This is a genomic window from Acidilutibacter cellobiosedens, assembly GCF_004103715.1.
In the GTDB taxonomy this organism is placed as follows: Bacteria; Bacillota; Clostridia; order Tissierellales; family Acidilutibacteraceae; genus Acidilutibacter; species Acidilutibacter cellobiosedens.
In genome coordinates, this window is record NZ_CP035282.1 from 1,543,138 (window position 1) to 1,567,310 (window position 24,173).

Sequence of the window (24,173 nt, forward strand, 5' to 3'; positions counted from 1 at the left end):
AAGATATTAGAAAAGATTTTCAAACAATTGAATTTGATGAAAAAGCAATTAATTGTAAGAATAAGGTGATTTCTCAGGGCGAAATTGAATATCAAATAAAAAAAATTATACAGTATATTATTAATAATATTCGTTATGACAGAAAAGATGCTATATTTCCTGCTGATCCACGTATATTCAATTCAAACCCTTTAAATGTATTTAATGGAGCATGGGGTATAATTTACTCTCTAAATAAATTAAGAGTTGATATACCTTCTAAACTATTATTCAAAGTGTTAAATTATAATATAAACTCAAGTAAATATACTTCTGGGTTATATGTAGGAACATCCGGTATTGCATGGGTATTACTGGAACTGTCATTAAAAGAAGAGACTGAAAGAATTATGAATATAGGTGAAAATCATAAACTCATGTTTGATTCTCCAGGAATATTCTTTGGAGCATCAGGTTATGGATTGACATGTCTTAAATTTTATTTAAAGACTAGTGATGTGGAGTGGTTAAAAAAGGCAAAGAAAATTGGAGAAAGACTAATGGAATCAGCTATAAAAGTTGATGATAATAAATATTGCTGGAAACACATAGATGGGGATACTCATTTAGGCTATGGAGAAGGAGCAACGGGGATATCATTGTTTTTATTGTATTTAAGTATAATATCTGGAGAATATAAATATCTTGAAGTAGGTACTAAAGCTCTTGAATTCGATATATCTTATTTAAAAACAAGTGAAGAAGGAATTTTAGGTATGCAGAGAGGGGTCGCTGGAAACGTTGAAAAGGTAATAACCAGCTATTGGGATGAAGGTACGGCAGGAGTATTAACTTCAGTATTAAGATATTGGAAAGGGACTAAAAATGATAAATATTTGATATTAGCTAAGAGTTTGATCAAAGATGTTTCAAGAAAATATGCTGCTTTTCCAGGACTATTTATGGGTTTATCTGGTTTAGGAAATGCCTTAATTGATGCATATCAATTTATTGGAGATAAAGAGTATCTTAAAGAAGCATATAAAGTGGCAACAGGAGTTTCTTTATTTGCTATAAATGAAAATAATGGTATTTCTTATCCTGGTGAACAATTGTTTAGAAAAAGTACTGACTTTGGTACAGGCTCTTCTGGAATAGCATTATTTTATAACAGACTTTTAAATGCCGAAACAAAATATAATAACTTTAATTTTGTTTTAGATGAGGTATTTAAAGAATAGAAAAGGAGTGGCACAAAAAATGAAGGATTTTAAGTTACTGAAAAACAAAAATTTTTTATATTTTGTATTATCCCAAGGAATATCAGGCTTTGGAGATATATTTTTTGACACTCTGATTCTTCTGCTTGTATATGATTCTACCAAGTCAGTTTTACAGAGTGCTATGGTGGGAATTGCATGGCATATTTCATCTATCATACTTTCACCCATTGCAGGGGCTTTATCCGATAGCTATGATAGAAAAAAGATTTTAATATCTTCTAATTTTATTGGATTTATTATTACCTTTTTTATTGCTTTATTTTACTTGTTTAATAAAAAATTATCATTACCTGTAGCACTATCGGCAATTATATTATCCAATATAGCTCAAACTTTTATAAGACCGGCAAGCAGATCCATTTTACCTGATATTTCAGGTGAAGAAAATATCGAAAGTGCAACGGGGGCATTGAGTTACATAACAAATATATTTAATTTTATTGGAACTTTGTCAGTAGGGTTTATTATTGAGTTTTTGGGTGGATTTACAGCTATAGTTATTGATAGTATAACATTTTTTATAGCCAGCGTGATTATTGCATTTATTAATATTCCTCAAAAATCTATTTCAATTGACATTAATAAAAATAATAATTTATTGGAAAACATTCGTAATGGCTGGGAAGTACTTAAAGCCAATGTTTTATTTAAGAGAATAGTTGTTGCAGCAATTTTAATAAACGTTATGTCCTTTATAGGGCCTTTATTACCTGCCTTTATTGACGAAAAATTTAACGGAGGGTCAATAGACTACAGTATTATTGAAACTATAAGTTTAATTGCCGGTATATTAGTTGGAACCACAGTTTCTACCTTAACCCAACACATTCAAAGTAAGAAACTTATAACCTACGGTTGGATTGGAATGGGGCTGTCTATTTTGGGGACATCATTATTTAAGGCAAAGTTTATAATATATATTATGTTTTTCCTTCAATCATTGTTTAGAACTGTTTCAGAGGTAAACTTTGATATTTTTATGCTCAGAGAAGTCGAGCAGAAATTTAGAGGCAGGATAATAGGAATTGTTTTCAGTTTAAGTGTCATTTCAATTCCCCTTAGTACATTTATAGCGGGAATAGTAGGAGAGAGATTGCCTGTAATGTACATATTTATGTTTGCAGGAATATATGCAGCTATTATCGGAGTCGTATGTCTTATTACAGTAAAAAGATCTGATGACCCACCTGAAATTGAAGATCAATTATAAGATTAAAACTGCGAGGACGTCAGACCGTGTGAAAACTATTGTATGATAAATTATATATACTATATATTGAATAAAAAATTACAAATATTGCCATATATTGGACGCTGATTTTTTCATTAATTACTTTTCACACAGTCTGCCGTCCCCGTGGCTTTTTAGATCAACTCATCAGAAGAATCATAAGAATCGCAGGGACGGTTTGAAGTGACCCCTTAATGGTATAATGTCCAAAAAAACTTTCTGCCTTTGCATTATTCCAACATTTGCCTCTTCTTGACATACTTTGTTTTACTTTTAATTCTTTTAACAAATATCCTTATCTTCCTTATATAAATAAATAGTATAAAATGTTATAATGTAAATAATAAAAGATATTTTACATCAATTGGCAGTGAAATAAATTAAAATGAACTCGGAGGAAACCATGGGATATTTTTCTGTAAAAAAGAAAAGAAATTTTAAAGACAAAGTAGGGATGTTACTTTTTCTTATTTTGATTGTGTGTGTAATCTATGTTGTTGTTAGGATAATCGTTTCTCCGTCAGAGTCCGAAAGTTCAAAAGAGTATGTAAAAGTTAGAAGTGATTACGTATTAATGCTTCTGCAGTGTATTTTAGGATTAATTGTCATGTTTATTCCTTCAGTCATAGAAAGAAAAAAATCGATAGATATACCCGACAGTATGGAAATACTATATTTTATATTTTTGTTTTTAGCGATAGTATTGGGGGAGGTAAGGGATTTTTACTATATAATACCTTATTGGGATATTATACTTCATGCATTCAGTGCCGGAATGCTTGCCTCACTGGGATTTGTCCTGATAGGGATAATCAAAAAAACAGGGCATCTAAAATATTATCTGAGTCCTTTCTATATTGCATTATTTTCATTTTGTTTTGCATTAACAATGGGTGTTATATGGGAAATTTATGAGTATTCCGCCGATGGCTTATTATCTCTTAATATGCAAAAATATGCGTTGGCTGATGGTACAAGGCTTGTAGGGCGAAAAGCTCTTTCCGATACAATGGAAGACCTTATAGTAGATGCTCTAAGTGCTTTGGTTATTACAATATTAGGATATTACCAGTTAAAGAAAGAAGAAAATATGGATTGAAAAAACAAGCCATGAGAACCGTCCCTCTGGCTTCTACCTCTGGCTTAAAAATACAACTTTTAAAATAGTCTTTAACTGTAGCCGAATATATGATATAATCAAAAAAGTATTAATGATAGTTCAAGGAGGTTAATATAATATGAAACATATAAAAACAATAGGCTCAAGAAATTTGAAAGAAACCTTGTCCAAGGGCGGATGTGGAGAATGCCAGACTTCATGCCAGTCGGCATGTAAGACTTCCTGTACAGTTGGAAATCAGAAGTGTGAAAGAAAGTAAATTAAAAGGTGGTGGATTTTCCACTGCTTTTTAATTTATTTTAACTGAGGAGGATGAAGATGTCGGATAATAAAAAAATCCATAAATTTTCTTTGAATGATAGGAATATTGTTCTTGATATAAATAGCGGAGATGTACATGTAGTTGATGATATAGTATATGATATGTTGGATTTTTATGAAAAATATACTAAAGAAGAAATATTGGACAAACTTTCATCTAAATATTCAAAAAGAGATTTAGAGGAAGCTTATGAAGAAATAAGTGAATTGAAAAAGGAAGGTATGCTTTTTTCTGATGAGATAGACATGGGAAATATCAAATATAATGAGCAGAATGTAGTTAAGGCTCTCTGCCTTCATGTAGCTCATGATTGCAATCTGAGATGCAAATATTGCTTTGCCTCTCAAGGAGATTTTAAAGGAGAAAGGCTTCTCATGCCTCTGAAGGTGGGAAGGAAAGCTTTGGAGTTTATTTCAATCAATTCCGGAAAAAGAAAAAACTTGGAAGTCGATTTCTTCGGGGGGGAACCTTTGATGAATTTTGATGTAGTTAAGGAACTTGTTTCCTACGGAAGGATATTGGAAAAGAAATACAATAAAAACTTTAGATTTACAATTACCACAAACGGAGTGCTTCTTGACGAAGATAAGATGGATTTTATTAATGAAAATATGAGCAATGTAGTACTGAGCTTAGACGGAAGAAAGAAAATTAACGATTATATGAGAAAAACGGTTAACGGCCAGGGAAGCTATGATATTATAGTCCCTAAGATGAAGAAAATGGTAGAGAAGAGAAAGGATAAGGATTATTATATAAGAGGTACTTTTACTAAATATAATAAGGATTTTTCAGAAGATATAATGGAGTATTACAACTTGGGATTTAAGAAGGTGTCCATGGAACCTGTGGTAGCTTCTCCAAAGGAAGATTATGCTTTAATGGAAGAGGATTTGGAAGAAGTATTAAGAGAATATGAGAAGTTTTCAAAAGAATATATAGATATTAAGAAAAAGGATAAAGATTTTATGTTTTTTCATTTCATGATTGATTTAAATCAAGGCCCCTGCATCATAAAGAGGACCGTAGGCTGCGGGGCGGGATCGGAATATATGGCGGTCACTCCCGAAGGAGATTTATATCCCTGCCATCAGTTTGTCGGAAATGAGGATTTTAAAATGGGGAATGTGTTTACAGGAATCGAAAATACAACTATCAGGGATGAGTTTAAAAAAGCCAATGTATTGACTAAAGAAGAATGCAGCGGTTGCTGGGCAAGATACTATTGCAGCGGAGGATGCCATGCCAATGCCTATAATTTCAACAAGGATATTAAAAAACCTTATAAAATAGGATGTGAAATGGAAAAAAAGAGAATAGAATGTGCCATATCAATTTTGGCTAATATGTAGAATTAAAAATGTGAATTGGAATTATCGGAGAAAAATAAAGTTTTAGATTATATAACATTATATAATCTAAAACTTTATTTTTTCTATAAATCAGAGCTACACTTTGTAATTGCTTGCGTAGGGGGAATTCAAATCAAATTTGATGAAGGAATTCTAAAGTTTAGATAGAATATCATCATGTGAAGAATTATAATTACACTTTAATCCATCTAAAGAAAATACAATATTAAAATCAAAAAAATGGTATATGGACAAAATTTTTTTAAAAACGGTTGCTAAATTCGGAATAAAAATGTTTTTATATAATAAGTAAAGAATAAGAGGGTAGTCCTTACATACTAAAATATTTATATTCAATGTTTTAATGGAAATGTTGTTATAATTATGGGCAGATTGTAGAGGAAGAATGGGGATGATAGAAAAAAAGGAGGGGGGATAAGTGAATAAGCTGGCAGAGAAATTTTTCTATGAAAAGGATGAAAACCGAGATTTATATAATAAGGTAATAACCAATAACGATAGAAAATCTTTGCCAATATTAGAGGAAAAATTTTTTAATTATCTGTTCAAAATTTATTTAACAAGTTATATAAACAAATCAATTACTTATACCGCTTTAAATTTTAAAAAGAAATATAATCTCTTAAACCTTAGGGAATTGCCTATTTTGAACATTTCTGATGAAGATTTCAATGAAGAAAAAATCAATAACATTCCGGATATACCTTTAGATTATGTAGAAGAGATATGCAACATTTATGATAATTTTGATTTCAGACAGATAATCTCGGATGAAAAACTATTATCAGCTATTGATATGCTGAGCAACAGACAGAAGAAAATTTTGTACATGTATTATGTCCAGGAAAAGGAAGAATGGGAAATAGCAGTTCAATTGAATATAACAAGGCAGTCCGTGAACAAGACAAGAAACAGAGCCATAAGCAGAATAAAATTTCAATTGGGGAGGGATTAAAGTGGATACATTCAGTAAAATAGTAGCTAATGTTGGATTTCCTATTGCAGTGGCGGGCTTTTTATTATTCAATATAGAAAAGAAAATTGATAAATTAAACGAAATGCTTATAAAAATAATGGAATTGTTTGCAACTCAGAAAGATTAAAGGGAGGAGTATTATGGAAGATGAAAAATTTGTAGAACTTTGCAAGTTATCGAAAGCAGGTAATAAAGATGCTTTGAACAAATTAATTCTTATATTTAAACCTTTGCTATATCAAAATAGTATGATCGATGGTGTTTTTGATGAGGATTTATATCAGGAATTAAATATAAAATTAATAGATTGTATTAAAAAATTTGATTTTAACTGCAAGGATGAGATTCTTTCCTGCCTGGATATAAAAAATGAAGAGAAGTAAAAAGAGATTATCCTATTGTAAATTTAATTTTATAATAGGATAATTTTTTTAATAAATCGGTTTTTTTATTAAAAGCTTTTATTTTGGGTAAAAAAAATGTAATATATATATATCGTGGTATAAAGGGGGAAAAATGTATGCAAAAAGGATTTATACTCTCACTTATATTTGCAACCTTGGTTGCAGTGTTTGCATTGAAAAATGCGGATAAAGTACTAATTGATTTTTTATTTGGAAAAGTGATGGTATCTCAAGCCCTGATTATTTTTATTTCAACTGTGGCAGGCGCTTTAATTGTGTTTATACTGGGTTTTGTAAAAAATATAAAGTTGAAAAAGGCTTTAAAGGAAGCAAACAAAACGGTGGAAGCTTTGCAGAATGAGAAAGAGGAACTGAGTAATTTACTGGAATCGGCAAAGAAAAGAGAAAAAGAGGTAACAGAGATAGGCAAGGAGTGATTTCGTGATTGAATTCGATAGGCTTTATAAAATTCATCAATACGACGATAAATTAATTAATAAAATTTCACAAGAATTAAATATTCCGAAGTTGATTGCCAAGCTATTGGTAAACAGAGGTTTTGCTAACTCTTCTCAATGCAGAGAATTCCTTGACACCGATTTAAACAATATGTATGATCCGTTTATGCTGAAGGATATAAATAAAGGAGCGGAAAGGATACTTGAAGCAATTAATGAAAAAGAAAAGATATGTATATACGGGGATTATGATGTAGACGGAATTACAAGTACATCCATACTTTTAATTTTTCTCAAAGGTATAGGCGGAGATTGTTTTTATTATATTCCAAACAGGCTTGAAGAAGGGTATGGGATCAGTAAAAGAGCGGTGGATTATATCTCTTCTCAAAAAGCGTCTTTGATAATAACAGTTGATTGTGGAATAACTAATATTGAAGAAGTGGAGCATCTGAAGCAAAAGAATATGGATATAATAATTACCGATCATCATCAATGCGGCGATATCATTCCAAAATGCAGTGCGGTAATTAATCCAAACAGGTCTGATGATGGTTATCCCTTTAAGAAACTGGCAGGAGTAGGGGTGACATTCAAACTAATACAAGCTTTATCTTCTGTATTGAATATTCCTGTAGATTATGAAAAAATACTTCCGTTGGTGGCTTTCGGAACAGTAGCTGATATAGTATCTTTAACAGGAGAAAATAGGATTATAGTTAAAAATGGGCTCAATATGATAAAAAATACAACTAATATAGGAATTAAAGCATTAATAGAAGTTTCGGGACTTAAGGGAAGAGATATTGATTCTTACCATATTGGGTTTGTTATGGGACCGAGATTAAATGCAGCGGGAAGATTGGGGACAGCGAGGAAGGGAGTGGAACTTTTCCTTTCTGAGGATTATGATTCGGCGTTATCTATTGCAAAAGAATTAAGCGAAGAAAATTCAAAGAGACAAAGTATAGAGAATGATATACTAAAAGAAGCCGAAAAATTAATAGCCGAAGAAATAGATTTGGATTCCGAAAAGGTAATAGTGCTGCAGTCCGATAAATGGCATTCGGGAGTTATAGGGATAGTTGCTTCGAAGCTTTTGGAAAAATACTATAGACCTGTTATATTATTCGCGGTGGAAGGAGATACGGCAAGAGGCTCTGCCAGAAGTATTCCTGCTTTCAATATATATGAGGGTTTAAAATCATGCGAAGGCCTTTTGGAGAAATATGGCGGGCATAAGATGGCGGCGGGTATTTCAATCAATAAAAATAACATTTTAAAATTCAGAAAGGGAATCAATAAGATTGCTGATAAGGTATTGAGTAAGGAGGATTTAATTAAAGAAATAGATATAGACTGCGCAATTTCTTCTCAGGATATAGAATTGGAAACTATAGAGGATATAAAGAAGTTGGAACCCTTCGGTATTGATAATCCTACTCCTCAATTCATATTGAAAAACGGCAAGATAGAGGATTTAAGGACTGTAGGCAAATATAGAAAGCATATTAAAATGTCCATTACGAAAGATGGGAAAAAAGTGAATTGTATAGGATTTGATTTAGGAGAGTATGCTAATATATTAAATCCCAAAGATGAAATAAACATTGTAGGTTTCCTCGGCATAAACGAATATATGAATATATTAAGCCCTCAGATATTTATAAAGGATATAGTGGGTAATTATGAATATAGGAATAAATATTATTATTATTTTAAAAGGAAATTAAATAGCGGACACAAATATAATGATGAAAATGAAAATAATATAAGTATTTCTCACAGTAAGGAGAACAGATTTGATTATATCTTTGATATCTTGGATAAAGAAAAGGGAGTTCTTATCTTAATAAATAATTATTTTAATTTAGTCAGAGTGTCTAACAGAATTCAAACCCAGGGAAGAAATTTCATCAGAAGAATTTGTTTGAACTTTGAATGTGATGAAGGAGAGAAAGAAAATTCCGTTGTTTTTCTACCCAATTTAGAATTAATTGATAAAAATAGATATAATAAGATTATATTATATGATTTTAATTTTAATAAGGATGAATTATTCAAATTTTTAGATGACAGCAATGATTATTCTGTTGAATTCTTGGGAAAAGAAGAGGATATTGAATTAAATAAAAAAGTATTAAATTATATAGTTCCTTCTTTAGAAGATATGCGTATAGTATATAGAAATTTATTTTCTGCAAAGAGTAATTTTTTAATGATTGAAACAAATCCCTATGTTCATTCTTTGAGCAAAAAATTAAGTTCCGGATTCACAAAACCAAAACTTGATTTAATATTGGATATATTTAAAGATTGTAATTTAATTGATTATATTGAGAATAACGGTAATTATAATATTAAACTTTTGAATAGACGAAAAGAAAAGATAGATATAATGAATATTCCTAAGGTTAGATATTTACAGAAGTTGTATTCTCAATGGACAAAAAATCAAGAAATGACGAGTAGGTGAAATTATGATAGAAAATTTAATTTTAAAAATAGAACAATATAATCCTCAGGCAGATATGAAGCAAATAATAAAGGCTTATAATTTTGCTGAAACAGCTCATGAGGGACAGCTTAGAAATTCCGGAGAAAGGTATTTTGTCCATCCTTTTAATGTTGCGATGATATTGGCTGATATGAATATGGATACTCCTACGATTATAGCGGGATTATTCCATGATATATTGGAGGATACAAATATTACTTATGAGACTATTGTATCTGAATTTGGAGAAGAAGTGGCTAATTTAGTCGATGGAGTGACAAAGTTAAGAAAGTTGAATTATAAAACCAAACAGGAAAATCAAGCAGAGAATTTGAGAAAAATGGTTATGGCTATGGCCAAGGATATCAGAGTTATAATTATAAAACTTGCAGACAGACTTCATAATATGCGTACTCTTGAATATATGAGCGATGAAAAAAAGAAGGAAAAAGCACTGGAAACATTGGAGATATATGCACCTTTGGCTCATAGACTTGGTATTTCAAAAATTAAATGGGAATTGGAGGATTTATCCCTGAGATATCTTGATCCTGAAGGGTATTACGACCTTGTGGATAAGGTTTCAAAGCAGAGAAAGGAAAGAGAGGCGTATATTCAGGATATTATTACTACCTTGCAAAAAAAATTGGATGAAATGGATATACATTGTGAAATAAGCGGAAGGCCTAAAAATTTTTATAGTATATACAGAAAGATGGTGTATCAGAATAAGAGCTTTGAGCAGATATTTGATTTAACTGCTATAAGAGTAATTGTGGATTCCGTTAAAGACTGTTATGGAGTATTGGGCATGGTTCATACTTTATGGAAGCCTATTCCGGGAAGGTTTAAGGATTATATTGCTATGCCAAAACCTAATATGTATCAGTCTCTCCATACTACGGTTATTGGACCTAAGGGAGAAATCTTTGAAGTTCAAATAAGAACTTGGGAAATGCATAGGACTGCCGAATACGGTATCGCAGCTCATTGGAAATACAAAGAAGGGACTACAAAATCTGATAATTTTGATGATAAACTTACTTGGCTGAGGCAGCTTCTTGAATGGCAGAAGGATCTGAAAGATCCCAAAGAATTTATGGAATCGTTGAAGATTGACTTTTTTACCGACGAGGTTTTTGTATTCACACCGAAAGGTGACGTTATAGATCTTCCCAATGGTTCTACTCCCGTAGATTTTGCTTACAGAGTCCATACGGATGTGGGCAACAGCTGTGTAGGTGCAAAGGTGGACGGAAGGATAGTTCCCCTTGATTATAAATTGAAAAATGGGAATATAGTTAGTATCATTACTTCCAATAATACGGGGCCGAGCAGAGACTGGCTGAAAATTGTTAAAAGCAGTCAAGCTAAGAGCAAGATAAGACAGTGGTTTAAAAAAGAAGAAAAAGATTTGAATTTAAATAGAGGAAAAGAGATACTTGAAAGAGAAGTCAAAAGGCAGGGATATAAACCTGCTGATATGATAAAAGAAGATTGGCTCAAATCTATTGCGAGTAAATTATCGTTAAGTTCGACAGATGCTCTTTATGCGGGACTGGGATACGGAAGTGTTACCCTTTCACAAATAATGACTAAACTTAAAGAATTTTATAAGAAATATTATATCAGCAAAGATGAAAAAGATAATATAGGGAAGAATATCGGGTCTACTGTTAAAAAGGACCATCCTCTGGCTCAGGGAGTAATAGTCAAAGGACTGGATAATATAAAGGTGCGTTTTTCGAGATGCTGCAATCCTGTGCCGGGTGATGAAATAGTCGGATATATCACAAGAGGAAGAGGCGTATCGGTCCACAGGGCAGATTGTCCCAATATAAAAGAATTAAGAAAAGATGAAAGATTCATTGAAGTTGAATGGGATACTCAGAAAAAGGCTTCTTATAAAGCTGAAATTCAAATAAAAGCTTCGGACAGAACAGGATTTCTTGCAGAAGTAACTCAAAAGATGACGGATTCCAATTTAACGGTAATATCTCTAAATGCAAGGACAAACAAAGAAAAAGTTGCTTTGATTAATATAACCTTAGGGATAAAAGATATTGTAGAACTTAGAGATTTGATGAAAAAAATAAAAAAGATAAAAGGAGTCATTGATGTATATAGGGTGACGAGTTAGGAGAGGGTGAATATATGCGGGCAGTAGTTCAGAGGGTATCTTCGGCAGAAGTGCAGGTAGAAGGTCGGATGGTAGGAAAAATCGGCGGAGGGTTGTTGGTATTTTTGGGTGTCGGAAAGGAAGATGACGAAAAGGATTTAAAGTATCTATCCGAAAAGATATGGGGATTAAGAATATTTCAGGATGAAAATGGGAAAATGAATCTTTCCCTTATTGATGCGGGAGGAGAGTTATTAATAGTTTCTCAGTTTACTCTTTACGGAGATGTAAGGAAGGGCAAGAGACCAAGCTTCACCGATTCTGCCGAACCGAAAATTGCAGAGAAATTTTACGAAGAGTTTATAAAGATGTCTGTTGATAAAGGTATAAAGACGGAAAAGGGAATTTTCGGAGCGGAAATGAAAGTCAGCCTTATAAATGACGGACCTGTTACCATTCTTTTAGATAGCAAAAAAATTTTTTAGGAGGGATAAACTTGAAAATTGAAAGGACTGTTGTGGGGGTTTATGCGGCAAATTGTTATATTGTATATTCGGAAGATACAAATGAAGGGATAGTCATAGATCCGGGTGCCGAAGGAGATATTATAATAGATAAAATAAAGAAATTAGGCTTAAATATAAAGTATATAATAATTACTCACGGTCATGGAGACCATATAGGAGCATTATCTGAGGTTAAACAGTTTACCAATGCTCCTGTACTTATTCATGGATTGGATAAGGATATGCTTAAGGACGGAGATAAAAGCCTGTCAAATGTAATTAATAAAAAGAATGTGAATCTGGAAGCTGATATGTTATTAAAAGGCGGAGAAGAAATCAAGGTGGGAAATTTAAAGTTTGAGATAATTCACACTCCGGGGCATACTCCCGGAGGAATAAGCGTTAAATGCGGAAACAGCTTGTTTACGGGAGATACATTGTTTTATCACTCCGTAGGAAGGACGGATTTTCCCGGAGGTTCCTTTGAAGATATAGTAAATTCGGTTAAAGAAAAGCTCATTATATATCCTGACGAAACTGTGGTTTATCCGGGGCATGACAGATACTCCACTATCGGAGAAGAAAAAAAATATAATCCCTTTATTAATTAAGTATACTATCCTATCTCCCTGGGAAACTTAATATATATAAAAGTATGGGAGGTGTGGATAATGAAAAAGAAAAGAATCAAATTAAACCATAAAAATATCGATTTGCATGATATAGAGGAACTTTATGAGATGGGATTGAGTGAAGAAGAAATTGCCAGGGATTTTGATATACCAATAAAATATGTGGACAGCCTGATGAAGGACGCAGATAGAGAAGAGTGAGGAAAATGGTTTATATACGGCTTAAAGGTCATGATTACAGATATGAAATGTATGAGCTTATAAGGGAATTTTTTTTTGGAGAAGATATAATCTTTTTAGATGAGGATGAAGAATATAAAGATAAAGAAATATTTATAGAAAATTTATTGACGGGGAAATCAAACGATTGGACAGTTGAAACAAAAATATACAAAGACGGTATTTTGACAACAAATGTTAAAGATAAGTCCATTCAAAATCTTAACATTGGACGGAAAAGTCTAAATAAGAAGATTAAAAATGGGATAAAGATAAATTTATATGAGTCTTTAACGGATTTTACGGGAATCAAAATTCCCTGGGGAATACTTACGGGAGTAAGGCCCGTAAAAATTGTTCATGATTTAATGAATAAAGAAGCAGCTCAAGATGAAATATTTAATGTTCTTGTAAATGGATATAAAATAGACAAAGAAAAAGCGGAATTGATTATTCGTGTTGCCGAAAGACAGAGAAAATATATCGGTAATATTAAAAAGGATGATTTTAGCCTTTATATAAGTATACCTTTTTGTCCCGGCAGGTGCTATTATTGTTCTTTTCCGTCCAATGCCATCGAATCAAACAGATGTTATGTAGATGAATATACTCGAAAATTGATTCATGAAATAGAAAGTATCGGTGAAATCATGAAAAACAGAAGTATCAGCACAGTATATATAGGAGGCGGTACTCCCACTGCTATACCCATAAAAAATTTGGACGAAGTCATCCAATGTATATATAAAACATTTAATAAGGATAATATCGATGAAATAACGGTAGAAGCCGGAAGACCGGACACCATGGACAGGGACATGCTGTCGATGTTAAAGAAAAACAGAATAGACAGAATAAGCATAAATCCTCAGACCATGAATGACAGAACTTTAAGGGCTTTAGGAAGAAATCACAGTTCCGAAGATATAAAGAAAGTTTATTATTTGGCAAGGGAAATTGGTTTTGACGTAATAAATATGGATTTGATTGTGGGGCTTCCCAAAGAAGAAATTAATGATGTTATTCACACCCTTGATGAAATAAAAAAACTGAATCCCGAAAATTTAACAGTTCATACTCTTGCGATAAAAAAAGGCTCTAAGTTTATAGAACACCAAGACTATTTTAAGAAGACAAATCGGGAGAAAATAGAAAAGATGATTGAAATTTCACAAGAATATGCGAAAGAAATGAATATTAAGCCTTATTATTTATACAGACAAAAACAGATGCTGGGGAATTTTGAAAATACGGGATATGCCAAGGAAGGCACGGAATGTATATATAACATAGCTATTATGGAAGAAAAAGAGACCATTATAGGTGCGGGAGCAGGGGCGGTTTCCAAGATATATTATCCCGAAGATAACAAACTTGAAAGAGTTCCCAATGTGAAGGATTTAAGAGAATATCTCACAAGAATTGATGAGATGATAGAGAGAAAATCAAAGGTATTTTTGGGAGAGAATAAAATTGAAAATACGAAAGGCATTGATTAGTGATATTAAACAGATAGCAAGAGTTCATGTGGATTCATGGAGGACTGCATATAAGGGAATTATGTCTGATGAATATTTGGATAATCTAAGCTGTGATAACAGAGAAAGAAACTGGAAGAAAAGATTATTTGAAAATAAGGAGTCAACAGAATTTATGTATGTTGCGGAAAATGAAGAAGAAAAAATTGTAGGCTTTGCATCGGCTGATATAGATAAAGAAGATAAACAATATCAAGGAACTCTCTATACTTTATATATTTTAGAACCTTATCAGAGAATAGGCATTGGAAAAGAATTGGTAAAATCTGTTGTGAAGAAATTAAAAGAAAACGGTATTAATTCGTTAAAGTTGTGGGCTTTTGAAGATAATCCCTCAAGAAAATTTTATGAAAAATTCGGAGGAAAAATAATGGGTAAAAAAGTTTCAAAAGTAGGATATGTACAACTTAACGAATTATTATACGGCTGGAAAGATATAAATGATATCAGATTTTGAATATATTCAAGGGAAGGGTGCAAAATGAAAAATACTCTTTGATATCGGTCATTACCAACTGGGAGTCAGAAAAAATTTGGAGGATTTTATTGACTTTATTATCGGAATTCATATACATGATAATGACGGGGAAAATGACCTTCATTTGGAAGTAGGGAAAGGAATTATTGAATTTAAAGAAATTTTTTCCCAGCTTTATACAAAACTTAATGATTTAATTTTTGTGTTGGAGTACAGAACCATAGATTTTGAAATGATAAATTCAAGCGTTAAGTACATAAATGCAGTCATACCGTGCCACCGATAATCATGTTCCGTTTTTTCCAATTGCTTTTATTTTACCAAGATATTTATACTTATACAAAATTTTTTGTTTAACCTCAATAAATTAATTACTGATGTACTTATAAGAACAGATACATATTTTTTTTGATTCCTGAACATAAATTACTTATCATTAAGGAAGATATATGGTATGGATTTATAAGAGATATATATGTATAATTTTAATTAAGAAAGGGTTTGTATAATTATGAATAAACGGCAGGCAGATTTATTAAAAAAATTAATAGTTCAGGATGGTTATCAGCCGTTAAAGTATTTTTCCGATGCGTTTAACATATCGGTAAAAACAATTTCAAAGGATCTTGACGAAGTTGAAAATATTATTAATCCTATCGGAGTCTACATAGAGAGGAAACAAGGTTCCGGCATAATGCTGTATTATACTCCGTCTCAGCTGGAAAGGCTGAACATTATATTGAATGATGCAAAAGCTTTTGATGGGAATAAGGATTTGGAACATAGAAGAACTGAAATTTTATTGAATTTGCTCATCAATACAAATGAATACACTACAATTCAAAAACTTTCCGATAAATATATGGTAAGCAGGACGTCTATTAATAATGATTTAAATGAGATCCGGAAAAGCTTGGATAAATATAATTTAGAACTTTCAAGGACATTAAAAGGAACAAGGATATTAGGCAGTGAAATAAATATCAGAAAAGCCTGGGTATTTACGATTCAAGAGTACGGAAAAATCAATCCTGATTATATTACGGAATATCAGAACATCCGTCATAAAGAACTTAATATTAATGAAATCAGCGGTATTTTAAATGTCAAATCCATTTCATTTTTTGAAAATTTGTTAAACGAATTGGAAAATAAATTGAAATTGGTGGTATATGAACCTTATTATACGAATTTGTTAAGCCATTTAGTGATCATGACAAAGAGAATAATTGATGGGAATTATATTGATGATAAAACAGGTAATAAGGATTCTATGCTATCAATAAGCAATGAACTATATAATAGCGCTGTTTATTTGATTAAAGAAATAGAAAAGAAATTTGATATCAAAATTAACAAGGAAGAAGTAGCCTATATCTATAAATATTTAATATCAATAGGGCTAAGTTTTGATGATAATAAAAAAGACATTAGAGGATCGGATCCGTCATACATTCATTTTACCAAAGACCTGATAGATATTATATCGCAGATGTCAGAGGTGAACTATAATTTAAGAATTGGGTTATACAATAATTTATCATTACATATAAGATCTATGTTAAATAGAATAAGATATAATATCCAGATTAAAAATCCATTGCTAAAAGATTTTTTAAAGGAATTTAAAGAAGATTTTTTTGTGGTGAAAATTGCTTGTTTCTTAATCTGTAAAAAGTATGGATTTAATATGATAAATGATGATGAAGTGGCATATATTTTATCCTATTTTATATCCGAAGATGAAAAAATTGCCGAGGCTGTGAAAATAAAAACGGTAGTAATCTGTCACAGCGGATACGGGACAAGTCAATTATTGGCTACGCGACTGAAAAATGCCTTTAACAATATTGAAATATCAGGGATAGTTTCATCCAATTCAATTAATAAGATTGATTTGAGTAAAGTAGATTTAATAGTTTCTACGGTGGATTTTGATATAAACCAGTCTTACCTAATGGTGTCTGCATTTTTAAATGAAATAGACAGAGAAAATATAAAAAATTATATAGAAAGTATATTGAGAAATAAAAGGAAATCGTTTTTGAAGGATGATATGAAGGAAATTTCAATAGAAACTATTGGTGAAAAGAATGATATAAAGAGACCTAAGAAGTTCTTCATTGAGGAAAATTTAATTCATATAGAAGACAATACTTATGTATGTCTTACAGGTGACAGAAAAAATTCAATCAGAGAATATTTACCTGAGAAAAATAGAGCGGAAAAGCACATAATCTTTATAAATTATTCTGATTATATTTATCTGTCAAAGGCTGTAAGGCTGTTGATAAGGAAACGGTTATAGGAGAGAAGATAATGGAAGATGAAAATTTAATCAGTGAAGATAATATTCTTTTAAATATTAAACTGAATTCTAAAGAAGAAGTTATCAATAAGCTATCGGATCTTTTAGTGAATTCAAAAGCGGTTTCTGAAAAGGAAGGTTTTATAAAAGATATATATGAAAGGGAAAGCAGGGGTTTTACATATGCCGGAGATTACTTGGCAATTCCTCATGGGTGGTCTGAATATGTAATAAAGCCGGCAATGGCCATTGCCAAAACAGATACTGCCTTTGCTTGGGATAAAGACGGTAATTTGGTTAAATTAGTTATCATGTTTGTTATACCTGAAAATACCGAAATGGAAAACAACCTAAAAAAGATAGGAAAAATATTTTCGGCATTGGGAGATACAAAATTAGTGAAGAAGCTCTTAAAATTAAATACAAAAAAGGAAATAATTGAATTCATTTGTAGTATCACAAAAACAAATTGAAATTAAAATATGGCAGTCAAATAAGCTTCGGGAAATCTATTAAAAGTTAGAAAGATATAAAATTTATAAATATGGAGGTTAACAATAATGAAAAAAATATATTTGTTTTGTGACCAAGGGATGAGTACAAGTATGCTTGCCCAAAAGATGCAGGATATCGGAAGCGAGCATAATTTACCCTTGGAAGTAAAAGCATACTCAATTAAAATTTTAGAAAAGATAATGGATGAAGAAAATCCCGATTGTGTATTGTTAGGTCCTCAGGTCAGGCATTTACTTGAAGATACTAAAAACAGGTTAAAGAATTATGACGTTCCCATTGGAGTTATTGATTCCGCAGATTATGGGATGATGGATGGAGAAAAGATTTTAAAGAAATCAATACTGTTAATGAGAGAATATAAGGAGAAAGGAAAATAATAATGTTTGACAAACTGGGAAAAGTTTTAATGCCTGTCGCGGACAAGTTAGGAAAAAATAAAATTTTAGTTGCCATACATAAGGGGTTTTTAATCTCAACCCCGTTAATTGTTGTCGGCTCTGTATTTTTGTTAATAGCAAACTTTCCGATACCCGGCTGGTCAGAATTTTGGGCAGGAGTTTTCGGAAAAGGATGGGAATCTCATTTTTCTGATATTGCGCGGGCAACTTTTGATATTATATCATTATTAACGGCAGTTGGTATAGGATATTCCTATGCCGGAGAAATAGGAGCGGATAAAATACAAAGTGCAATGGTTTCGCTCGTGTCATTTATAATATTAATGCCTACAACAATTTCCGATAATGGTTTGGCATCCTTAAAGGCTATAAATTTTTCTTATACAGGTCCAAAGGGAATATTTCTTGCGATGATTGTCTCAATTTTATCTGTTCGGATATTTAAATGGGCATACGATAAGGGACATACAATAAAGATGCCTCACGGAGTACCGCCTGCTGTTTTTGACTCTTTTAAAGCTTTAATACCAAGTGGTGTAGTAATATTTGTATTTTTTTTAGTGAGAATTTTATTTGAGTTTACGCCCTATGAATCCGTACATAATTTCATATACACTATATTGCAGGTTCCGCTAACAGGAGCCGTAGATAGTTTGGAAGCACAAATTATTTATATTGTGTCATGTTCTGTTTTTTGGTTATTCGGAATAAATGGTCCTTCAGTTGCAAACTCAGTTTTTTCGCCAATATTCGGGATTCTGTCGGTAGAAAATCTTGCGGCTTTCGAAGCTAAGATGACGCTGCCTCATATATATACGCAGCAATTTGTAGATTTATTTCAGACATTCGGAGGTTCAGGAAGTACTCTTTCTTTAGTTATCCTTATGATGACGGTTTGTAAATCGCAAAGAATTAAGAAGTTGGGAAGGTTATCGATTGTACCAGGAATCTTTGGCATCAATGAGCCCATTATATTTGGACTGCCGATTGTATTGAATCCTATAATGGCTATACCCTTTATAGCGGTACCCTTGATGAATACCGTTTTGTCGGGGGTAGCATTTAAAACCGGGTTTTTACCTTATACAAATGGAGTTGCATTATCATGGACGACACCTTTAGGTTTCTCGGGATACCTTTCAACCGGCAGTTTAAAAGCGGCTGTATTTCAAGTTATATTGTTAATCTTGGGATGTGCGGTATATTATCCCTTTGTAAAGATATTAGACAGGAATTATCTGAAAGAAGAACATTCTCAAACTAAAAAAGATAAAACGGAGGATATTTCCTTTGACGACATATCCTTAGATGATATGTAAGAGAATAAAGTGATTTTTAACGGAGGCTGTATAATGGAACAAATTTTGAACAATAAGATTGACGAATACAAAGAAGAATTATTGAAATCCATCATAGAAGTTATCAATATACCAAGTATTAAAGGAGAAGCAAAAACAGATGCCCCTTTTGGAGAAAATATAAGGAATGCATTGATAAGGGCATTAGAGATAGCTGAAAATTTGGGGTTCAGAACGAAGAATTTGAATAATTGTATCGGATACGCTCAATATGGTGAAGGCGAAGATTATATAGGGATTTTAGGACATTTGGATGTGGTAGATGTAGGGGAAGGATGGAAGTTTCCGCCTTTCAGCGGACATATTGAAAACGGGAAAATATACGGCAGAGGTGTTTTGGACAATAAAGGCCCGATTATATCAGCTCTTTATGCATTATATGCCATTAAAGAATCGGGATTGAAAATTAATAAACCGGTGAGGATAATATTTGGTACCGATGAGGAAAGCGGCTTTAAGGATATTCCATATTATCTGAAAAAAGAAAAGCCGCCTATAATGGGTTTTACTCCGGATTGCAAATATCCCGTTGTCTATGGAGAAAGAGGAAGAGCAAATGTTCAATTTGAGGCGGATTATAACGATGAGAATTACGAGAAGATCGTCGGGAAATTTTTTGACTTTTTAAACGGTTATATTTTATCCGGCAAGAATAATGGGGATAGGCTGGGTATTGATTTTAGTGATGGAGAATTTGGAACCATGGAGATGAGAAACTATAATATCGGAATAAAACCATCTAAGTTATTATTTAAGCTTAGTTTGAGCTATCCGGCGGGAGTCAGTATTGATGAAATATTGAAAAGGATAAAGTCAAAGTTGAATAAAAATATAAAATTAAATCTTTTGGTGAATTATAATCCCGTTAAATTTGACAAAGATTCTTTTTTGGTTAAATCCCTGCAAAAGGCCTATGAGGATATTACTGATTTAGATGGGACTCCCGTTACGACAACGGGAGGAACTTATGCAAAGATAATGCCCAATATAGTTCCTTTCGGACCTTCTTTTCCTGGACAAAAGGGAATTTCTCACAATCCCAATGAATATATGGATATAAGTGATATAGTATTAAACGGAAAGATATTTGCTCAGGCAATTTATAATTTGGCAAAATAAAAACAGATAAAAAGGGAGGGTAAAATATGAGTTGGGCAATTATAGGTACATGGAGAATGGCCTTGGAAGGCATTGAAAAGGCAGCGGAATTGCTGGTGAATAGAGGAAATTCAGGAGATGCTGTTGAAACAGCCATAAAGATGGTAGAGGATTTTCCATATTATAAATCCGTTGGATACGGCGGCCTTCCTAATGAAAATGGGGAAGTAGAATTGGATGCCGCTTTTATGAACGGTGACACTTTGTCTATTGGTGCGGTAGGCGGAATTAAGAATTTTAAAAATCCCATAAGTATAGCCAAAAAATTAAGTAAAGAAGAATTTAACTGTTTTCTGATAGGGCAAGGGGCAGAAGAGTATGCCGATAAAAATGGCTTTGAAAGAAAGAACATGCTTACTGACAGAGCTATTATTCATTATAAGAACAGATTGAAAGAAACAGCAGACAAAAGGTTAACTCCCTATAAGGGACATGATACTGTAGGAATTGTTTCTCTGGATTTAAATGATTCTATGGCCTGCGGAACATCTACAAGTGGTTTGTTCATGAAAAAAAGAGGAAGATTGGGGGATTCCCCCTTGGTAGGTTCAGGTTTTTATGTGGACAGTGAAATAGGAGGAGCAGTGGCTACAGGATTAGGAGAAGATATAATGAAAGGCTGTATTTCTTATGAAATTGTGAGGCTGATGGGGGAAGGCTGCAGTCCTCAAGAGGCTGCAGATAAGGCTGTATTTAAACTTAATAATATACTTGTCGACAGAAGAAAAAAATCTGGAGATATTTCTGTGGTATGTATTAATAATAGAGGAGAATTTGGTGCAGCGACTAATGCTGAAGGATTTTCTTTTGTGGTAGCTACCGAAAAATTGTCGCTGACTGCTTATGTATGTTCAGTTAAGGATAATAAAACAATTTATGAAGTTGCAACCGAAGAATGGATGGATAACTATATGAAAAAAAGGACAGCTCCTTTAAAATTAAAATAAAAATATAATAATAGGATATAGAAAGACGGTGGAATTTATGGAAGGTATGGAATTATTAAATTTTCAAATAATAAGTAATGTCGGAGATGCAAAATCATTTTTATTTGAGGCTTTAAAAGCAGCAAGGGAAGAAAAATTTAAAGAAGCAGAAAAATTTATTGAAAATGCAGATGAATCCTTATTAAAGGCGCACGAGATACATATAAAATTATTAAATCAGGAAACCCAGGGCAAGCCCATTGATATATCTCTCCTGCTGATGCATGCTGAAGATCAAATGATGTCAACTGAACTGTTAAGGGATATTACAAATGAAATGTTATTGGTTCATAAAAAATATTCTAATAAAATTTAAACACGAGATCACCTTGCGATTAGGTTACGTACAAGGTGATTTTTTATCTTAAAGAGCTGAATATGATAAGTACAGATTAACTTAAAAAGATAAGGGGTATAAGAGACATAACAAGAGTAGATATTATAATGATTATGTAGAGGGGATGACTTTATGGATTTTAAATTAACACCAAGACAAGAGAATTTAAAGAATAAAATTCGTAAATTTGCGGAAGAAAAAATCGAACCTATTGCTTTTCAGCTCGATACAGATAATGCTTTTCCAGAGGACATTGTTAAAGAATTAGGTAAAATGTCTGTAATGGGCCTTCCTTATCCGAAAGAATACGGAGGAGCCGGTGAAGATTTTTTGAGTTATATTTTGGCTGTAGAAGAATTGTCCCGTATAGATGCGGGTATGGGAGTAATTTTATCCGCCCATGTATCATTAGGTTCCTGGCCTATTATGGAATTTGGAACGGAAGTTCAAAAGAAAAAGTATTTGAAACCTTTAGCCTCTGGAGAAAAAATAGGTGCTTTCGGGCTGACGGAAACAAATGCAGGCAGCGATGCCGGGGAAACTGAAACAACGGCTGTCTTGAATGGCGATTATTATATATTGAACGGTTCTAAAGTATTTATTACAAATGCGGACTATGCAGACACATATATTGTCTTTGCTTCTACTGCTCCGGAAATGAAAACTAAGGGGATCAGCGCATTTATTGTAGAAAAAGGTTGGGACGGATTTACCTTTGGCGTTCATTATAATAAAATGGGTATCCGATCTTCTGCTACAGCTGAACTGATTTTCAACAATGTAAGGGTACCTAAGGAAAATTTGTTGGGCGAGGAAGGCCAGGGATTTAAAATTGCCATGAAGACTTTGGAAGGAGGACGTATAGGGATTGCTTCCCAAGCCTTGGGCATTGCTCAAGGAGCTTATGAGAAAGCTCTGAATTATTCGAAAGAAAGAGTTCAGTTTGGGAAGCCTATTTGCAGACAGCAGGCAATTGCATTTAAACTTGCGGACATGGCGACTAAAATTCGTGCAGCACGTTTTATGGTATACAGCGCTGCGGAAAGAAAGCAGAATCGTGAATCTTATGGTACGGAAGCCGCAATGGCAAAACAGTATGCATCGGATATTTGCCTTGAAGTAGTAAATGATGCGGTTCAGATTTTCGGCGGCTCCGGATATATAAAGGGCTTTGCCGTGGAGCGTATGTACAGGGATGCAAAGATTTGTACAATATATGAAGGGACTAATGAAATACAGAGGTTAATCATTTCCAATGATATTTTGGGCAAACCTAAAACTTCCGCCGAAAAAACTCCGAATAAAGATGATTCGGTTTCGGTTACCCCAAAGCCTTCTAAACCATTGACGGGAAACCGTAAGGGCATATTAATTCAAAATGGAACTGCGGAAGAAAAAGTTCACGAATTATTGAAAGCCGTCGGGAAAGACAATATGATTTCTAAAAGAGATGATGTTGATTTATACGACAGTATAGGAAGTGCGGACGTAGTGTGCAGCATAGGATTGGGACTGTCATCCGAGAAAGATTTACCTATAATAACTAATTTGACTAAAGCCATGAACGCGGTCATAGGATGTTCAAGACCTTTTGCCGAAGAAAGAAAATGGCTCCCTCTTGATAGATTCGTCGGCATATCAGGTCAGAAATTCCATGGTTCCTTATATATTGCGATAGGTATATCGGGCCAGATTCAACATCTTCGCGGGATTCAAGATGCAGGGACAATCGTCGCGATTAATATTGATCCCAACGCTCCTATTTTTAAAAACGCGGATTACGGCATTGTCGGTGATTTATACGAAATCGTTCCTGCTCTTACAGAAATGCTGAATAAATAAGTATAAAAGAATATTGCCTTCTTTCTTTTATAACCCATAGGAAAGTTAAGCTTTCCTTGATATATACTTTCAATAAATGGATTTTAAAGAAAGCTTCCTTAGAAATTTTTTATAAAATGGATATAATATGGTATA

At 32.8% G+C, this 24,173-nt stretch carries 25 protein-coding genes; all 25 read left to right on the top strand.

What is annotated here, in order from left to right; all coding sequences use genetic code 11:
- Positions 1 to 65 precede the first annotated feature (65 nt).
- The 25 genes from EQM13_RS07330 to EQM13_RS07445 all read left to right on the top strand — a co-directional run bounded on the left by EQM13_RS07330 (position 66) and on the right by EQM13_RS07445 (position 24,038).
- Positions 66 to 1,220: a lanthionine synthetase C family protein gene (locus EQM13_RS07330; protein ID WP_161567191.1), complete on the top strand. Its 1,155-nt coding sequence runs from the start codon at positions 66 to 68 to the stop codon at positions 1,218 to 1,220.
- Positions 1,221 to 1,239: 19 nt separating this feature from the next.
- Positions 1,240 to 2,472 (top strand): MFS transporter, encoded by a 1,233-nt coding sequence (locus tag EQM13_RS07335; protein WP_161567192.1) that lies wholly within the window; start codon positions 1,240 to 1,242, stop codon positions 2,470 to 2,472.
- A gap of 424 nt (positions 2,473 to 2,896) precedes the next feature.
- Complete coding sequence (locus EQM13_RS07340) at positions 2,897 to 3,592, top strand: hypothetical protein (RefSeq protein ID WP_128752341.1); 696 nt, start codon at positions 2,897 to 2,899, stop codon at positions 3,590 to 3,592.
- 139 nt (positions 3,593 to 3,731) lie between these two features.
- The gene (gene scfA / locus EQM13_RS07345) at positions 3,732 to 3,872 is read left to right on the top strand and encodes a six-cysteine ranthipeptide SCIFF (protein WP_071141175.1); all 141 of its coding nucleotides are present in this window, start codon (positions 3,732 to 3,734) and stop codon (positions 3,870 to 3,872) included.
- A 59-nt stretch (positions 3,873 to 3,931) separates the two neighbouring features.
- Positions 3,932 to 5,287, top strand: coding sequence for a thioether cross-link-forming SCIFF peptide maturase (gene scfB, locus EQM13_RS07350; protein WP_128752342.1), 1,356 nt, complete (start codon positions 3,932 to 3,934; stop codon positions 5,285 to 5,287).
- 439 nt (positions 5,288 to 5,726) lie between these two features.
- Positions 5,727 to 6,263, top strand: a complete 537-nt coding sequence (locus EQM13_RS07355; RefSeq protein ID WP_114219513.1) for a sigma factor-like helix-turn-helix DNA-binding protein — start codon at positions 5,727 to 5,729, stop codon at positions 6,261 to 6,263.
- Position 6,264: 1 nt separating this feature from the next.
- Positions 6,265 to 6,411: a YvrJ family protein gene (locus EQM13_RS07360; protein ID WP_114219514.1), complete on the top strand. Its 147-nt coding sequence runs from the start codon at positions 6,265 to 6,267 to the stop codon at positions 6,409 to 6,411.
- Between the two features lie 13 nt (positions 6,412 to 6,424).
- The gene (locus tag EQM13_RS07365) at positions 6,425 to 6,667 is read left to right on the top strand and encodes a helix-turn-helix domain-containing protein (protein WP_071141178.1); all 243 of its coding nucleotides are present in this window, start codon (positions 6,425 to 6,427) and stop codon (positions 6,665 to 6,667) included.
- A 137-nt stretch (positions 6,668 to 6,804) separates the two neighbouring features.
- The gene (locus tag EQM13_RS07370; RefSeq protein ID WP_114219515.1) at positions 6,805 to 7,125 is read left to right on the top strand and encodes a LapA family protein; all 321 of its coding nucleotides are present in this window, start codon (positions 6,805 to 6,807) and stop codon (positions 7,123 to 7,125) included.
- Positions 7,126 to 7,129: 4 nt separating this feature from the next.
- A complete protein-coding gene (recJ, locus tag EQM13_RS07375) occupies positions 7,130 to 9,622 on the top strand; it encodes a single-stranded-DNA-specific exonuclease RecJ (RefSeq protein ID WP_128752343.1) in 2,493 nt (830 codons plus the stop codon).
- Positions 9,623 to 9,626: 4 nt separating this feature from the next.
- Entirely contained in the window at positions 9,627 to 11,783 is a 2,157-nt protein-coding gene (locus EQM13_RS07380) for a RelA/SpoT family protein (protein ID WP_128752344.1), read from the top strand.
- A 14-nt stretch (positions 11,784 to 11,797) separates the two neighbouring features.
- Positions 11,798 to 12,247 (top strand): D-aminoacyl-tRNA deacylase, encoded by a 450-nt coding sequence (dtd, locus tag EQM13_RS07385; protein WP_071141182.1) that lies wholly within the window; start codon positions 11,798 to 11,800, stop codon positions 12,245 to 12,247.
- An 11-nt stretch (positions 12,248 to 12,258) separates the two neighbouring features.
- Positions 12,259 to 12,879, top strand: a complete 621-nt coding sequence (locus tag EQM13_RS07390) for an MBL fold metallo-hydrolase (protein WP_128752345.1) — start codon at positions 12,259 to 12,261, stop codon at positions 12,877 to 12,879.
- Between the two features lie 60 nt (positions 12,880 to 12,939).
- Positions 12,940 to 13,101, top strand: coding sequence for a hypothetical protein (locus tag EQM13_RS18210; RefSeq protein WP_159429072.1), 162 nt, complete (start codon positions 12,940 to 12,942; stop codon positions 13,099 to 13,101).
- A gap of 5 nt (positions 13,102 to 13,106) precedes the next feature.
- Positions 13,107 to 14,618, top strand: a complete 1,512-nt coding sequence (gene hemZ / locus EQM13_RS07395; RefSeq protein ID WP_128752346.1) for a coproporphyrinogen dehydrogenase HemZ — start codon at positions 13,107 to 13,109, stop codon at positions 14,616 to 14,618.
- Positions 14,593 to 15,114: a GNAT family N-acetyltransferase gene (locus EQM13_RS07400; protein ID WP_206172923.1), complete on the top strand. Its 522-nt coding sequence runs from the start codon at positions 14,593 to 14,595 to the stop codon at positions 15,112 to 15,114. The genes hemZ and EQM13_RS07400 overlap by 26 nt, the downstream gene beginning before the upstream one ends.
- 31 nt (positions 15,115 to 15,145) lie before the next feature.
- Positions 15,146 to 15,421 (top strand): hypothetical protein, encoded by a 276-nt coding sequence (locus EQM13_RS07405; protein WP_406565241.1) that lies wholly within the window; start codon positions 15,146 to 15,148, stop codon positions 15,419 to 15,421.
- 225 nt (positions 15,422 to 15,646) lie between these two features.
- Complete coding sequence (locus tag EQM13_RS07410) at positions 15,647 to 17,443, top strand: BglG family transcription antiterminator (protein WP_128752349.1); 1,797 nt, start codon at positions 15,647 to 15,649, stop codon at positions 17,441 to 17,443.
- Between the two features lie 11 nt (positions 17,444 to 17,454).
- Positions 17,455 to 17,916: a PTS sugar transporter subunit IIA gene (locus EQM13_RS07415; protein WP_071141188.1), complete on the top strand. Its 462-nt coding sequence runs from the start codon at positions 17,455 to 17,457 to the stop codon at positions 17,914 to 17,916.
- Between the two features lie 87 nt (positions 17,917 to 18,003).
- Positions 18,004 to 18,336, top strand: a complete 333-nt coding sequence (locus EQM13_RS07420; protein ID WP_071141189.1) for a PTS sugar transporter subunit IIB — start codon at positions 18,004 to 18,006, stop codon at positions 18,334 to 18,336.
- Positions 18,337 to 18,338: 2 nt separating this feature from the next.
- The gene (locus EQM13_RS07425; RefSeq protein WP_071141190.1) at positions 18,339 to 19,676 is read left to right on the top strand and encodes a PTS sugar transporter subunit IIC; all 1,338 of its coding nucleotides are present in this window, start codon (positions 18,339 to 18,341) and stop codon (positions 19,674 to 19,676) included.
- Positions 19,677 to 19,709: 33 nt separating this feature from the next.
- Entirely contained in the window at positions 19,710 to 20,834 is a 1,125-nt protein-coding gene (locus tag EQM13_RS07430; protein ID WP_128752350.1) for a Sapep family Mn(2+)-dependent dipeptidase, read from the top strand.
- A 26-nt stretch (positions 20,835 to 20,860) separates the two neighbouring features.
- Positions 20,861 to 21,820, top strand: a complete 960-nt coding sequence (locus tag EQM13_RS07435) for a N(4)-(beta-N-acetylglucosaminyl)-L-asparaginase (protein ID WP_071141192.1) — start codon at positions 20,861 to 20,863, stop codon at positions 21,818 to 21,820.
- Between the two features lie 46 nt (positions 21,821 to 21,866).
- Positions 21,867 to 22,175, top strand: coding sequence for a PTS lactose/cellobiose transporter subunit IIA (locus EQM13_RS07440; RefSeq protein WP_206172925.1), 309 nt, complete (start codon positions 21,867 to 21,869; stop codon positions 22,173 to 22,175).
- Between the two features lie 153 nt (positions 22,176 to 22,328).
- Entirely contained in the window at positions 22,329 to 24,038 is a 1,710-nt protein-coding gene (locus tag EQM13_RS07445; protein ID WP_128752351.1) for an acyl-CoA dehydrogenase family protein, read from the top strand.
- Positions 24,039 to 24,173 lie beyond the last annotated feature (135 nt).